Annotated in this window: 13 protein-coding genes and 1 tRNA gene; 3 read left to right on the top strand and 11 right to left on the bottom strand. The window is 71.4% G+C overall.

The window, feature by feature from the left end; genetic code table 11:
- The first annotated feature begins 58 nt into the window (after nucleotides 1-58).
- Nucleotides 59-1,027, top strand: coding sequence for a hypothetical protein (locus ACY1JX_RS14905; protein WP_286929139.1), 969 nt, complete (start codon nucleotides 59-61; stop codon nucleotides 1,025-1,027).
- Between the two features lie 128 nt (nucleotides 1,028-1,155).
- On the opposite strand, the gene prmC is transcribed toward ACY1JX_RS14905, so the two are convergent.
- The 3 genes from prmC to rpmE form a co-directional block, all read right to left on the bottom strand.
- Nucleotides 1,156-2,001: a peptide chain release factor N(5)-glutamine methyltransferase gene (gene prmC, locus ACY1JX_RS14900; RefSeq protein WP_462564453.1), complete on the bottom strand. Its 846-nt coding sequence runs from the start codon at nucleotides 1,999-2,001 to the stop codon at nucleotides 1,156-1,158.
- Nucleotides 1,998-3,062: a peptide chain release factor 1 gene (gene prfA / locus ACY1JX_RS14895; RefSeq protein ID WP_462564452.1), complete on the bottom strand. Its 1,065-nt coding sequence runs from the start codon at nucleotides 3,060-3,062 to the stop codon at nucleotides 1,998-2,000. Before prfA ends, prmC begins: the two co-directional genes overlap by 4 nt.
- Nucleotides 3,063-3,143: 81 nt before the next feature.
- Nucleotides 3,144-3,350: a 50S ribosomal protein L31 gene (rpmE, locus tag ACY1JX_RS14890; RefSeq protein ID WP_078700513.1), complete on the bottom strand. Its 207-nt coding sequence runs from the start codon at nucleotides 3,348-3,350 to the stop codon at nucleotides 3,144-3,146.
- 155 nt (nucleotides 3,351-3,505) lie between these two features.
- Between rpmE and ACY1JX_RS14885 the strand changes: the two genes are divergently transcribed.
- Nucleotides 3,506-3,823: a hypothetical protein gene (locus ACY1JX_RS14885; RefSeq protein WP_286929144.1), complete on the top strand. Its 318-nt coding sequence runs from the start codon at nucleotides 3,506-3,508 to the stop codon at nucleotides 3,821-3,823.
- Between the two features lie 10 nt (nucleotides 3,824-3,833).
- Here the strand turns inward: ACY1JX_RS14885 and ACY1JX_RS14880 are convergent, their stop codons facing one another.
- From ACY1JX_RS14880 to ACY1JX_RS14845, 8 genes are all read right to left on the bottom strand, one after another.
- On the bottom strand, nucleotides 3,834-4,316 hold the full coding sequence (locus ACY1JX_RS14880) for a glutathione peroxidase (RefSeq protein ID WP_181756567.1): 483 nt from the start codon (nucleotides 4,314-4,316) through the stop codon (nucleotides 3,834-3,836).
- 88 nt (nucleotides 4,317-4,404) lie between these two features.
- Nucleotides 4,405-6,450 carry a transcription termination factor Rho gene (gene rho, locus ACY1JX_RS14875; RefSeq protein ID WP_462564451.1) on the bottom strand — a complete coding sequence of 682 codons (2,046 nt, stop codon included), beginning with the start codon at nucleotides 6,448-6,450 and terminating at the stop codon, nucleotides 4,405-4,407.
- A 158-nt stretch (nucleotides 6,451-6,608) separates the two neighbouring features.
- Complete coding sequence (gene thrB, locus ACY1JX_RS14870; protein WP_181756565.1) at nucleotides 6,609-7,487, bottom strand: homoserine kinase; 879 nt, start codon at nucleotides 7,485-7,487, stop codon at nucleotides 6,609-6,611.
- A complete protein-coding gene (gene thrC / locus ACY1JX_RS14865) occupies nucleotides 7,484-8,548 on the bottom strand; it encodes a threonine synthase (RefSeq protein WP_462564450.1) in 1,065 nt (354 codons plus the stop codon). The genes thrB and thrC overlap by 4 nt, the downstream gene beginning before the upstream one ends.
- Entirely contained in the window at nucleotides 8,548-9,816 is a 1,269-nt protein-coding gene (locus ACY1JX_RS14860; protein ID WP_462565894.1) for a homoserine dehydrogenase, read from the bottom strand. The genes thrC and ACY1JX_RS14860 overlap by 1 nt, the downstream gene beginning before the upstream one ends.
- A 118-nt stretch (nucleotides 9,817-9,934) precedes the next feature.
- Entirely contained in the window at nucleotides 9,935-11,329 is a 1,395-nt protein-coding gene (gene lysA, locus ACY1JX_RS14855; protein ID WP_462564449.1) for a diaminopimelate decarboxylase, read from the bottom strand.
- A 2-nt stretch (nucleotides 11,330-11,331) separates the two neighbouring features.
- On the bottom strand, nucleotides 11,332-12,993 hold the full coding sequence (gene argS / locus ACY1JX_RS14850) for an arginine--tRNA ligase (RefSeq protein WP_462564448.1): 1,662 nt from the start codon (nucleotides 12,991-12,993) through the stop codon (nucleotides 11,332-11,334).
- A gap of 22 nt (nucleotides 12,994-13,015) precedes the next feature.
- On the bottom strand, nucleotides 13,016-13,396 hold the full coding sequence (locus ACY1JX_RS14845) for a response regulator (protein ID WP_181756560.1): 381 nt from the start codon (nucleotides 13,394-13,396) through the stop codon (nucleotides 13,016-13,018).
- A gap of 57 nt (nucleotides 13,397-13,453) precedes the next feature.
- Between ACY1JX_RS14845 and ACY1JX_RS14840 the strand changes: the two genes are divergently transcribed.
- A tRNA-Arg gene (locus tag ACY1JX_RS14840) sits at nucleotides 13,454-13,525 on the top strand.
- Nucleotides 13,526-13,587: the final 62 nt, after the last annotated feature.

Genomic DNA, 13,587 nt, shown 5'->3' with positions numbered 1-13,587 from the left:
GAGGGCGAACTGTGGAGGAGCGTTCGACGCCGGAGCTCTCGCGCCCGACGCTGGCGCGATGGAACCGATCCTGCACCGCGACGCCGCCGCGTACGGGCTGACTCCCAAACAGCTCCGCCGCCGGTCGTTCGCCCACCCCGTCAACGGCGTCGCCGTCGCCTCCAGCGAGTCCGACGACCTCCGCACCCGCACGATCGCGGCGCTTCGCGTGATGCCGACTGACGCCGTCGCGACCCATCTGACTGCCGCTGTGTTGCGCGGCTGGACGGTGCCCCGGGGTGTACGCATCCCGGTGATCGTCTGCACGAACGGCGAAGCGCCCCACCTGGACCGTCGCGGCGTCTACGTCCGGCGGTGTGCCATCCCGGCTCGCCATCGGACCGCCGCCGGTGGCGTTGCCATCGCGTCGCCCGAGTGGACGGTCATCGAGCTCGCCGAGACGCTGAGCCTGGTCGACCTGGTCACGGTGATCGACTCCGCACTCGCCGCCGGGCACACGACCGTGCCGCACCTGCGCGAGGCGCTCGTGCCCGGTCGGCGCGGCGTCCGCGTGCTCCGCCGGGCGCTGACGTACTGCGATGGTCGGAGCGAGTCGGCAGGTGAGTCCGCGCTGCGCCTCGTGCACACGCTGAGCGGTATCGCGGTCGACTCGCAGGTCGAGTACCGCGAGCACGACGGCACGCTGCTCCTGACACTGGACCTGCGGGTGCGGGGCACGTCGTACGCGCCGGAGTTCGACGGGGCCGACCACCGCGACGCCTCCACTCATCGAAGGGATCTCCGGCGTGAAAGGCTGCTGCACCGACTCGGGATCCGTCGAGCCGGCTACACCTTCGTGGAGATCTGCCGCCAGCCCGAGGAGATCGTGCGGATGGCTGCCGAGGCGCTAGGGCGACCGCAGGCCTTCAGCGCCGCCGACGCCCGCGCCGAGATCCAGCGGTCGAGTCTCACGCGCGAGGGCCACACAGCGTTGGAGAAGCGGATGACGCGCTTCATGCGGTCGACCTCGCCGCGTGCTCGCGCCTGACGTCTCGAGTGGCGCAAACCGGGGGCACGAGTGGCGCAGAATCGCCCGCCACTCGACGAGTGGCGGGCGAATTTGCGCCACTCGCGGTCCGGGGGCGCGGTTCGGGGGCGGTTCTGAGTGGCGCGGGGTCAGGGGCGGCGGGCGGTGACGAAGCGGGGCCGGTCGGCGAGGTCGGCGTGGTCGCGGACCTCGGCCCAGCGCGAGGTGAAGACGGCCGGGGCGCTCTCGCCCTGGGCGTCGGCGTGCTCGGCGCCGACGCCGCCGCCGGAGCGCAGCAGCCGCCAGGCGACCTGCTCGACCACGCGCATCGCGTCGAGGCCGTCGTCGCCGGACCACAGCGCGAGCTGCGGATCGTGGTCGCGGGCCTCCGGCGCCACCGACTCCCATGCGTCAAGCGGGATGTAGGGCGGGTTCACCACCACGACGTCCACCGTGCCGTCGAGCTCGGGGAACGCGTCGGCCATGTCGCCGCGACGCAGGTCGACCCCGGTGCCATCGAGGTTCTGCATCGCCCAACCGTGGGCGGACTCGTCGAGCTCGACGGCGTGCACCCGCGCCTCGGGCACCTCGTGCACCACCGAGAGCGAGATCGCGCCGGAGCCGGCGCACAGCTCGACGACGACGGGCGGGCGCCCCTGCTGCTGCAGGACCTCGCGCGCGGCGTCGATCGCCCACCCCGCGAGCAGCTCGGTCTCGGGGCGTGGCACGAAGACGCCGGGACCCACCTCCACGTCGACGTAGCGGAAGGCGGCCGTGCCGGTGATGTGCTGCAGCGGGACCCGGCGGGCCCGGGCCGCGATCATCTCGAGGTAGGTGCGGCGCTGGACGTCGTCGACGCGCGCGGTGAGCGTGAGCAGCGCCCGCGGCGTGCCGGTGACGTGGCTCAGCAGCACCTCGGCGTCGTGACGCGGGGACCCGACCCCACCCTGCTCGAGCGTGGCGGCGGCCTCCTCCAGGAGGCGGCGGGTGCTCACGGGCGGTCCTCGAGTGCCGCGAGGCGGTCGGCCAGGTCGGCCTCGACCAGCGAGCCGATCACGTCGTCGAGGGCGCCGTCGATGACCTGGTCGAGGTTGTAGGCCTTGAACCCCGTGCGGTGGTCCGAGATCCGGTTCTCGGGGAAGTTGTAGGTGCGCACCCGCTCGGAGCGGTCGACCGTGCGCACCTGCGAGCGGCGCGCGTCGGAGGCCGCGGCGTCGGCCTCGGCCTGCGCCGCGTCGAGCAGGCGGGAGCGCAGGATGCGCATCGCCTGCTCCTTGTTCTGCAGCTGCGACTTCTCGTTCTGGCAGCTCACGACGATCCCGGTGGGCAGGTGCGTGATCCGCACGGCCGAGTCGGTGGTGTTGACGCTCTGCCCGCCCGGTCCGGACGAGCGGAAGACGTCGATCCGCAGGTCGTTGTCGTTGACCTGGACGTCGACGTCCTCGGCCTCGGGCAGCACCAGGACACCGGCGGCCGACGTGTGGATGCGCCCCTGCGACTCGGTGACGGGAACGCGTTGGACGCGGTGCACGCCGCCCTCGAACTTGAGCTTCGCGTAGGGCGCCTCCCCCGGCTCGGGGGTGCCCTTGGCCTTCACCGCGGCCGTGACCGACTTGTAGCCGCCGAGCGTGGTCTCGGTGGAGTCGAGCACCTCGACCTTCCACCCGTGCCGCTCGGCGAACCGCGAGTACATCCGCATCAGGTCCGCGGCGAACAGCGCCGACTCGTCGCCGCCCTCGCCACCCTTGATCTCGAGGATCACGTCCTTGCCGTCGGCGGGATCACGCGGGACGAGCATGCGCTCGAGGCGCTCGGCGAGCTCGGGGACGCGGCGTTCGAGGTCGGCCGCCTCCTCGGTCATGTGCAGCTCCTGGGCGGCGACGAGGTCCTCGCCGGCGTCCTGCCACTCGCGGTAGACGCGGATGATCGCCGTCAGCTCGGCGTAGCGGCGTCCGAGGTCGCGGGCGCGGCGCGCGTCGGAGTGCACGGCGGGGTCGGCCAACTGCTGCTCGACCTCGGCGTGCTCGCCGATCAACGACTCGACTGCTTCGAACACGTCGTCACCTCCTGCGCTCGGGTGCCCGGACACGACAACGGCGCCGGTCGCTCCATCAGAGCGACCGGCGCCGGAGAAGTCCTACTTCTTGCCGTAGCGCTTCTCGAACCGGGCGACGCGACCGCCGGTGTCGAGGATCTTCTGCTTGCCCGTGTAGAACGGGTGGCAGGCCGAGCAGACATCGGCGCGGAGGGAGCCCTCGGTGGCCGTGCTGCGGGTGGTGAACGAGTTGCCGCAGGTGCAGGTGACCTGGGTCTCCACGTACGCGGGGTGGATGTCCTTCTTCATGATGTCCTCTCGTGGGGTCGCCGGGTCGGGACGCGGGTGCGGACCGTGAACCGGAACCAAGGATTGATTCTGCCAGTGGCACCTTGCATAACCCAAATCGGGCCCAGGGTGTTCCCCTGTCCTCAAATCCCGGGGCACCGCCTACTATGACCCTCATGGGGACCGGGAGACTCAAGACCATTGCCATCACGCTGGTGATGCTCGTCGTGATCGGCGGCGCCGGGGTCTACATCGCCACCGAGTACGGCCGCAGCCGTGCCATCACCGTGATCGCGGCCGTCGGACTCGTCGCCGCGCTGGCGTGGGTCATTCTCACGATCGTCTCGATCATCACGGCCACCAGCGCCCGGCGCATCCTCACCGAGGAGGACACGACGCTGCGCAACGAGCAGCGCCCCGTCGCCCGTCGCACGATCCTGCCCGGCGACGACAAGCAGGTCGGACGGCGCCGCAAGGACCCCAGCGGCTCCTGACCGGCAGCGATCAGGCCGGAAGCAGCGCCTCGATGTCCTTCGCGATGTCCTCGGGGCTCGTCGTCGAGCCGTAGCGCTTGACCACCGTGCCCTCGGTGTCGACCAGGAACTTGGTGAAGTTCCACTTGATCGCACCTCCGAGGACGCCCTTCTTCTCCGACTTCAGCCACTGGAAGAGCGGGTGGGCGTCCGAGCCGTTGACCTTCACCTTGGAGAACATCGGGAACTGCACGCCGAACTGCGACTCGCAGAACGTGGCGATCTCGTCCTCGGCGCCCGGCTCCTGACCTCCGAACTGGTCGCACGGGAAGCCCAGCACGACGAAGCCGCGATCGGCGTAGGTGTCGTAGAGGTCCTGCAGGGGTCCGTACTGCGGCGTGAAGCCGCACTGCGAGGCGGTGTTGACGACGAGCGCGACCTTGCCGCGGTAGTCGGCGAGCTGCTGCTCCATGCCGTCGATCGTGGTGGCGCTGAAGTCCCAGGCGGTGGTCATGTGGCGAGCCTAGCGACGAAGGCCCGGCCCCCTCGCGGGAACCGGGCCTTCGAGGCTCCTCAGGTGGCGGCGCGGCGGCCGCCGGCGATCAGTTCTCGCCGTTGCTCGCACCGCCGGGCATCGTCTTGTTGATCTCCATGAGAAACTCGACGTTGTTCTGCGTCTTCTTGAGCTTGCCCAGGATGAGCTCGAGGCCCTGCTGTCCGTCGAGGCCCGAGAGCAGGCGGCGCAGCTTCCACACGATGGCCAGCTCGTCACGGGCCATGAGCAGCTCCTCGCGACGGGTGCTGGAGGCGTCGACGTCGATCGCCGGGAAGATGCGCTTGTCCGCGAACTCGCGGCGCAGGCGCAGCTCCCAGTTGCCGGTGCCCTTGAACTCCTCGAAGATGACCTCGTCCATGCGCGAGCCGGTCTCGATCAGCGCGGTGGCCAGGATGGTCAGCGAGCCGCCGTCCTCGATGTTGCGCGCCGCGCCGAAGAACTTCTTCGGCGGGTACAGCGCCGAGGAGTCGACGCCGCCGGACATGATGCGCCCGGAAGCGGGCGCGGCCAGGTTGTAGGCACGGCCCAGGCGGGTGATGCCGTCGAGCAGCACGACCACGTCGTGGCCCAGCTCGACGAGGCGCTTGGCGCGCTCGATCGCGAGCTCGGCCACGGTGGTGTGGTCGGAGGCCGGACGGTCGAACGTAGAGGCGATGACCTCGCCCTTGACGGTGCGCTGGAAGTCGGTGACCTCCTCCGGACGCTCGTCCACCAGGACGATCATCAGGTGGCACTCGGGGTTGTTCTCGGTGATCGCGTTGGCGACCTGCTGCATCACCATCGTCTTGCCCGCCTTGGGCGGCGAGACGATGAGGCCGCGCTGGCCCTTGCCGATCGGCGAGACGAGGTCGATGACGCGACCCGTCAGGCCACCGGCCTCGCCCTCGAGGCGCAGGCGCTCCGAGGGGTAGAGCGGCGTCAGCTTGGAGAAGTCGACGCGGCGCTTGGCCTCGTCGGCGTCCGACCCGTTGACCGAGTCGACCTTGACCATCGGGTTGAACTTCTCCTTGCGCTCGCCCTCACGGGGCTGGCGCACCTGGCCGGTGATCGCGTCACCGCGGCGCAGGCCGAGCTTGCGCACGAGCGCCATCGAGACGTAGACGTCGTTCTCGCTGGGCAGGTAGCCCGTGGTGCGCACGAACGCGTAGTTGTCGTGGATGTCGAGGATGCCCGCGGCCGGCACCAGGACGTCGTCCTCGGTGAAGGTGGGGTTGTCCTCGAGGCCGCGGCCCGTGCTGCCGCCGCGGTTGCGGCCGCGACGGTTGCGGCGGCGTCCGCCGTCGTCGTCCTGGTCACGGTTCTGGTCGCGGCTCTGGTCGCGGTTCTGGCCGCCACCCTGCGTGCGCTGGCCGCCACCCTGGCGGTCCTGGCGGTCCTGGCGATCCTGACGGTTCTGGTTGCCGCCCTGACGATCCTGGCGACCCTGGCCGCGGTTGCCCTCGCGGTCGCCGGACTCGCGGTCGCGACGATCCTCCTGGCCCTTGTCGGCCTGCTTTTCGCCGCGCGAGCGGTCGTCCTGACCCTTGTCGGCCTGCTTCTCGCCGCGCGAGCGGTCGCCCTGGCCCTTCTCGGCCTGCTTCTCACCCTGCGAGCGGTCGCCCTGAGCCTGGTCGGACTGCTTCTCGCCCTGCGAGCGGTCGCGACGGGTCTCGCCCTGGTCGGACGTCTCGGCCGGCGCGGCGGTCTCGGCGGCGTCGCTCTCGCGCGTCTCGGCCTGCTCGACCGGCGCGGAGGACGTGGGGGCACCGGCGGCGCGGCTGGCGCGCGCCGGGCGCTTCGTCGTCCTGGCCTTGGTCGTGGTCTCGGCCGGCACGTCGATGAGCGTGTCCTGGCTGTCCTGGCTGTCCTGGCTGTCCTGGCTGGCACGGGGCGCCTCGACCGGCTTCGCGTCACCGCGGGCGGTCTTGATGGCGTCGATCAGCTGACCCTTGCGCATCTTGGCGGCACCCTCGATGCCGAGGCCGGCGGCGATCTCCTGGAGTTCGGCGATCACCTTTCCGCCGAGCGCTCCCCCGGTCTTGCGGGGGGCCTTCGCGGGGGCCTTGTCGGCACCGTCCGCGGGCGTGGGATCGACCGTGGTTGATTCCGTCACACGTTGTCCTTTTTCGGGAGGCCACGCTTCCTGGGTGGGCGCCTATCGGGTTGGCCGACGTCGCGTCTCGTTCAGGTTCGCCCGTATCCGACGGGCTGAGAGGTGGCATGGTGTCGGGGAGAGAGACTCGACTCCGACAACTTCACTGTAACACGCACTCAGGACCGGAAGTGCACGCCTTCGGGCGACACGCGCAGTTCGCGTCGAGCCCATCCGGCCGGGCTCCAGGCCTCGAGTCCGTGCGCGAATGCCAGCACCGTCGGGCCGGCTCCGGAGATGACCGCGGGCACGCCCTCGACACGCAGCTGGCGGACCAGCTTGTAGGAGTCGGGCATCGCCTCGGCGCGGTACGGCTGGTGCAACCGGTCCTCGGTGGCCGAGATCAGCCGCTCGGGCGCGGACGTGAGTGCCGCCACCAGCAGGGCCGTGCGCCCGGCGTTGAAGGAGGCGTCGCCGTGCGGGACCTGCTCGGGCAGCAGGCCGCGAGCCACGGAGGTGGCGACCGGCTCGGGCGGGACGAACACGGTGACGTCGGCCTCGACGTCGAGCCGCAGCGTCTCGGCCGCGGCGCCCTCGATCCACGAGATGGTGAAGCCGCCGAACAGCGCCGGCGCGACGTTGTCGGGGTGGCCCTCGAGATCGGTGGCCAGGCCGAAGAGCGTGGTGTCGTCGACGCGCTCGTCGCCGCCGACGACCAGGGCGCGGGCGAGCACGACGCCCGCGGCGATCGCCGCGGCCGAGGAGCCCAGGCCGCGGCCGTGGGGAATCGTGTTGCGGCACGTCAGGTGCAGGCCCGCCGGCTTCTCGCCGAGGAGGTCGAACGCGGCGTCCATCGCGCGGTACAGCAGGTGCGTCTCGTCGCGCGGGACCTCGTCGGCACCCTCGCCCTCGATGTCGAACGTCAGGCCCGAGGTGGTGACCTCGGCCGTGACCTCGTCGTACCAGGACAGCGCCATCCCGAGGGAGTCGAAGCCGGGTCCGAGATTGGCGCTGGTGGCCGGGACCCGGACGGTCACCGGCACGTCGACGAAGGTCATGCGAGCCCGGCCGCCTCGGCGGCCGCGTGCACGTCGGCGTCGACGACCGTGTCGACGATCGAGCCGATCTGCGACAGCGGCGTGTCGATGTCCTTCAGGCCGTGCCCGGTGACGGTGACCGTGATCGTCAGGCCGGTCGGCACCTCCCCCGCCTGGACGGCGGCAAGCAGACCGGCGACGCCCGCGGCGGACGCGGGCTCGACGAAGATGCCCTCGTGGCGCCCGAGCTCGCGCTGGGCGTGCAGGATCTGCTCGTCGCTCACCGCGTCGATCCGGCCGCCCGACTCGTCGCGGGCGTTCTCGGCCAGCGTCCAGGAGGCCGGGTTGCCGATCCGGATCGCGGTGGCGATGGTCTCGGGGTGGGTGACGACCTCGCCCCGCACCAACGGCGCGGCGCCGGCGGCCTGGAAGCCCCACATCCGCGGACGCGAGGAGGCGTCGCCGGACTCGTGGTACTCCACGAAGCCCTTCCAGTACGCGCTGATGTTGCCGGCGTTGCCGACCGGGAGGACGTGGATGTCGGGGGCCCGGCCGAGCACGTCGACGATCTCGAACGAGGCGGTCTTCTGACCCTCGAGGCGCATCGGGTTGACCGAGTTGACCAGCGCGACGGGGTACTCCTTGGCGAGCCCGCGCGACATGTTCAGGCAGTCGTCGAAGTTGCCGCGGACCTGGATGATGTCACCGCCGTGCATGACCGCCTGGGCCATCTTCCCGGCCGCGATCTTGCCCTGGGGCACGAGCACGATCGGGGTGAGGCCGGCGCGCGCGGCATAGGCCGTCATCGATGCCGAGGTGTTGCCGGTGGAGGCGCACACGACCGCCTTGGCGCCCTCGGCGACCGCTGCGGAGATCGCCGTGGTCATGCCGCGGTCCTTGAAGGAGCCGGTGGGGTTGTTCCCCTCGACCTTCACCCAGACGTCGCCGCCGACGAGGCCGGACAGCCACGCCGAGTGGATGAGCGGCGTGCCGCCCTCCCCCAGCGACACGACGGTCGCGCCCGGCTCGAGCGGGATCCGGTCCCGGTACTCCTCGATGACTCCGCGCCACGGGCTGGCCATCACGACACTCCTTCGACTCGCATGACCGACGAGACCCCGCGCACCATCTCCAGGTCGCGGAGCTGACGCACCGTCGCCGCGAGTGCGGCGTCGTCGGCCTCATGGGTGACGACGACGAGCTGGGCGTCGCCGCCGCGGCCCTCCTGGCGGACCGTCTTGATCGAGACGTCGTGGACGGCGAACGCCTCCGCGACGGCGGCCAGCACACCCGGACGGTCCTCGACGTCGATCTGGACGTGGTACCGCGTGCGGGCCCGGCCGATGTCGAGCACCTCGACCTGGGCGTGCGCGGTCTCGCCGGGGCCGAAGACGCCGTCGACGCGATGGCGGGCCACGGTGACCACGTCGCCGAGGACCGCGCTCGCAGTGGGTGCGCCGCCGGCGCCGGGGCCGTAGAACATGAGCTGGCCGGCGGCCTCGCTCTCGACGAAGACCGCGTTGTAGGCGCCGCGGACGCTGGCCAGCGGATGCGTGGCCGGGATCATCGCGGGGTGGACGCGCACGGACACCGCGGTGCCCTCGGGGTCGATCTCGCAGATCGCCAGCAGCTTGACGACCGAGCCGATCTCGGAGGCTGACGCCACATCGGCGGCGGTGACCTCGGTGATGCCCTCGCGGTGGACGTCGGCGATGGTGACGCGGGTGTGGAACGCCAGACCGGCCAGGATCGCGGCCTTGGCGGCGGCGTCGAAGCCCTCCACGTCGGCGGTGGGATCGGCCTCGGCGAACCCGAGGCGCTGGGCCTCGTCGAGCGCGTCGTCGAAGCCCGCGCCCGTGGTGGTCATGGCGTCGAGGATGAAGTTGGTGGTGCCGTTGACGATGCCCAGCACCCGCTCGACCCGGTCGCCGGCGAGCGACTCGCGCAACGGGCGGACGATCGGGATGGCACCGGCGACGGCGGCCTCGTAGTAGAGGTCGCGCTCGGCCTTGACCGCCGCCTCGTAGAGAGTGTCGCCGTCCTCGGCCAGCAGGGCCTTGTTCGCGGTGACGACCGACGCGCCGCTCTCGAGAGCGGCCAGGATGAGCTCGCGGGCGGGCTCGATGCCGCCGATGACCTCGATGACGACGTCGAGGTCGCCCCGGGTGACGAGGGCCTTGGCGTCGGTGGTGAAGAGCTCGGAGGGGATGTCGAGGCTGCGCGTGCGCTCGAGGCGACGGACGGCGATCCCGACCAGCTCGACCGGTGCACCGACGCGGCGGCCGAGCTCCTCGGCGTCACGCAGGAGGAACCGGGCGACCTCGGTGCCGACGACACCACAGCCGAGCATCGCGATGCGGATCGGGCGGGCGGGAGCGGACGTGGTCACCGGGCAAGACTAGCGGCGACGCGCTGCCGCTCGTGCCCCTGTCCGTGCCCGCGCCGATCGGCGCGGGGAGGGCGTCAGGTCACTCGACGTCGAGGGCGAGCAGGTCGTCCTCGGTCTCGCGGCGCAGGATGAGGCGCGCCTCGCCGTCGCGCACGGCCACGACCGCCGCGCGCGGCACGTGGTTGTAGTTGCTGGCCAGCGAGCGGCAGTAGGCCCCGGTGCCCGGCACGGCCAGCAGGTCGCCCGCGGCGATGTCCGAGGGCAGGAACTCGGACTTCACGACGATGTCGCCGGACTCGCAGTGCTTGCCCACGACGCGGGCGAGCACCGGGCGGGCCTCGGACTCGCGCGACGCGAGGGTGCACGAGTAGTCGGCGCCGTAGAGCGCGGGGCGGATGTTGTCGCTCATGCCGCCGTCGACCGAGACGTACATCCGCGAGCCGCCGCCGTCGAGGCCCACGGCCTTGGTGGTGCCGACCTCGTAGAGCGTGAAGGTGGAGGGCCCGGCGATCGCGCGGCCGGGCTCGATCGACAGATGGGGCACGTCGATCTTCAGGGCGGCGCACTCGTCGGTGACGATCTTGACGATCTCGCGGCCCAGGTCCTCGGCGGGCCGGGGGTCGTCCTGCGTCGTGTACGCGATGCCGAAGCCGCCGCCGAGGTCGAGCTCGGGCGCGGTGACGCCGAGCTCGCGGGCGATCTGCTCGTGCAGGCGCAGCACGCGCCGCGCGGCGACCTCGAAGCCGTCGGTGACGAAGATCTGCGAGCCGATGTGCGAGTGCAGCCCGAGGAACTCCAGGCCGTCGGCGGCCAGTACCCGGCGGACGGCCTCGAGCGCGGCGCCGTCGGAGATGGAGAAGCCGAACTTCTGGTCCTCGTGCGAGGTGGAGATGTACTCGTGCGTGTGCGCCTCGACGCCGGCGGTGACCCGCACCATGACAGGGGCGCGCACGTCGAGCTCGGCGCTGAGGGCGGCGAGCCGGTCGATCTCCTCGAACGAGTCGATGACGATGCGGCCGACGCCGACCTCGAGGGCCCGCCGCAGCTCGGCGACGGACTTGTTGTTGCCGTGGTGGCCGATGCGGGCGGGCGGGAACCCGGCGCGCAGCGCGACCGCCAGCTCTCCCCCGGTGCACACGTCGAGGTTGAGGCCCTCCTCGGCGATCCAACGAGCCGTGGCGACGCACAGGAACGCCTTGCCGGCGTAGTAGACGTCGGCGGCGGGGAACGCCTCGCGGAAGCCGCGGGCCCGCGCCCGGAAGTCGTCCTCGTCGACGACGTAGAGCGGCGTGCCGAACTCCTGCGCCAGGTCCGTGGCCGGCTCCCCCGCGATCGTGAGGACGCCGTCGATCTTGCTGACGTTGGCCGACCACAGGTGCGGCACGAGCTCGTTGGAGTCGTCGGGCTCGCGCAGCCACTCGGGGCCACGGGTGCCGGCCTGGCCGTGCAGGGCGCCTGCCTCGTGCGATCGCATCGTCACATCCGTTCCGGCGCCGAGACGCCCAGCAGGTCGAGCCCGGTGGCGACCACCTGGCGCGTGGCCGCGACCAGCACGAGACGGGCGCGGTGGGTGTCCGTGGGCTCCTCATCGCCCTGCGGGAGGACCCGGCAGACGTCGTAGAACTTGTGGAACGTGGAGGCCGTGTCCTCGAGGTACCGGGCGACGCGGTGCGGCTCGCGCAGCTCGGCGGCGCGCGCCACGACCCGCGGGAACTCGGCCAGCGCGCGCAGCAGGTCGCCGGCGCGGTCCTCGACGAGCAGCGACGGGTCGAACCGGTCGAGGTCGGCGGTCAGGCCGAGGTCGGCGCCGTTGCGGATGATCGACGAGAGCCGGGCGTGCGCGTACTGCACGTAGTACACGGGGTTGTCGTTGCTCTTGCGCGTCATCTCGGCGACGTCGAGCGTGAGCGGCGAGTCGGCCGGGTAGCGGATCAGCGTGTACCGCAGCGGGTCGACGCCGATCAGGTCGATCAGCTCGCGCAGCGACACGATCGTGCCGGCGCGCTTGCTGAGCTTGAGCTCCTTGCCCTCCTGCATGATCTTCACGAGCTGGCCGATGAGGACCTCGATCTGATCGCCCGGGGTGTCGCCGACGCAGGCCGCCATCGCGTTGAGGCGCCCGACGTAGCCGTGGTGGTCGGCGCCGAGCAGGTAGATGCAGGTGTCGAAGCCGCGGTCGCGCTTGTCGACGTAGTAGGCCGTGTCGGACGCGAAGTAGGTGAGCTCGCCGTTGCCGCGCAGCAGCACCCGGTCCTTGTCGTCGCCGAAGTCGGTGGTGCGCATCCACGTGGCGCCCTCGGACTCGAACAGCCGGCCCTGCTCGCGCAGCTTGGCCATGCCGCGCTCGACGGCGTCGGACTCGTGCAGCGAGCGCTCGGAGAACCAGACGTCGAAGTGGGTGTTGAACTCGGCCAGCTCGGACTGGTGCTCGCCCAGTTGCAGCGCGTAGCCGGCCTCGCGGAAGGCCACCAGCTGCTCGTCCTCGGGCAGGCTCATGATCGACGGGTCGTCCTCGACGATCCGGGCGGCGAGGTCGGCGACGTAGGCGCCCAGGTAGCCGTCCTCGGGCGGCTCCTGGCCGTGGGCCCGCGCCATCAGGGAGGCACCGAACTTGTCCATCTGGTTGCCGCGGTCGTTGATGTAGAACTCACGGGTGACCTCGTCGCCCGCCGCCGCCATCACGCGGCCGATCGCGTCGCCCACGGCCGCCCAGCGGGTGTGACCGAGGTGCAGCGGACCCGTGGGGTTGGCGCTGATGAACTCCATGTCGACCTTGCGGCCGGAGGGCGGCGCGTAGCCGTAGGCCTCCCCCGCCTCGAGGACGTGGCGCGCGATCTCGCCTTGGGCACCCGCAGCGACGCGGATGTTGAGGAAGCCCGGGCCGGCCACCTCGGCGCCTGCGATGCCGTCGGACGCGGCCAGCTCGGCGGCGAGCAGCTCGGCGAACGCGCGCGGGTTCATGCCGGCCTTCTTGCCCAGCTGCATCGCGATGTTCGTGGCGTAGTCGCCGTGCTCCTTGACCTTCGGTCGCTCGACGCGGACCTGGGTGGGGACCGGGTCGGGAAGGGTCACGCGGCCCGCGTCCACGAGGGACGTCAGGGCGGCGACGATGGCGTCGGAAAGCTGGTCGGGGGTCACCGGCACAGCCTATCTGCGTGGGCTACTGCCGGGATTCGAGGACCCGGCGCACGGTCGCGACGAGCGTGTCCGGGTCGAACGGCTTCGTGACGTAGTCGTCGACGCCGGCCGCCGCGGCGCGGTTGAGGTCGATCTGCTGGCTCTGGGTGGACACCATGACCAGCCCCACGCCCGCGTAACGCGCATCGGCCCGGATGCGCGTGATGGCGGTGACGCCGTCCATGCGCGGCATCATCATGTCCATCGTGATGAGGCCCGGCAGCTCGTCGAGGGACGCGAGGACGTCGAGACAGTCCTGTCCGTCCTCCGCCTCGATCACGTCGAAGCCTGCCAGTTCGAGGTTGGTGCGGATCAGGAAGCGAATGGACGCCGTGTCGTCGACGACCAGCACGGTGGGGGGCACGGCTACAACCTACTCGTGCGCTACCGTTGGTCCCCGCGGTATCCCACACCGCGAGCGGCCCCCGTAGCTCAGGGGATAGAGCACCGCCCTCCGGAGGCGGGAGCGCAGGTTCGAATCCTGCCGGGGGCACGCTGGCACCACCGAGGTCCGTCCGTCGAGGGCGGACCTTCTGCTTTTCCCGATCCGATCGC

It is taken from the genome of Aeromicrobium sp. JP4 (genome assembly GCF_054957925.1).
The sequence above is the reverse complement of the archived record's forward strand: the minus strand, read 5'-3'. Positions and strand labels throughout refer to the sequence as shown.

What these genes read in the sequence shown, in the direction of transcription:
- ACY1JX_RS14880 (WP_181756567.1), bottom strand. Translation starts at nt 4,316, where the DNA reads ATGACCACCGCCTGGGACTTCAGCGCCACCACGATCGACGGCATGGAG.
- thrB (WP_181756565.1), bottom strand. Translation starts at nt 7,487, where the DNA reads ATGACCTTCGTCGACGTGCCGGTGACCGTCCGGGTCCCGGCCACCAGC.
- ACY1JX_RS14885 (WP_286929144.1), top strand. Translation starts at nt 3,506, where the DNA reads ATGGGGACCGGGAGACTCAAGACCATTGCCATCACGCTGGTGATGCTC.
- rpmE (WP_078700513.1), bottom strand. Translation starts at nt 3,350, where the DNA reads ATGAAGAAGGACATCCACCCCGCGTACGTGGAGACCCAGGTCACCTGC.
- thrC (WP_462564450.1), bottom strand. Translation starts at nt 8,548, where the DNA reads ATGGCCAGCCCGTGGCGCGGAGTCATCGAGGAGTACCGGGACCGGATC.
- lysA (WP_462564449.1), bottom strand. Translation starts at nt 11,329, where the DNA reads ATGCGATCGCACGAGGCAGGCGCCCTGCACGGCCAGGCCGGCACCCGT.
- ACY1JX_RS14905 (WP_286929139.1), top strand. Translation starts at nt 59, where the DNA reads ATGGAACCGATCCTGCACCGCGACGCCGCCGCGTACGGGCTGACTCCC.
- ACY1JX_RS14860 (WP_462565894.1), bottom strand. Translation starts at nt 9,816, where the DNA reads ATGCTCGGCTGTGGTGTCGTCGGCACCGAGGTCGCCCGGTTCCTCCTG.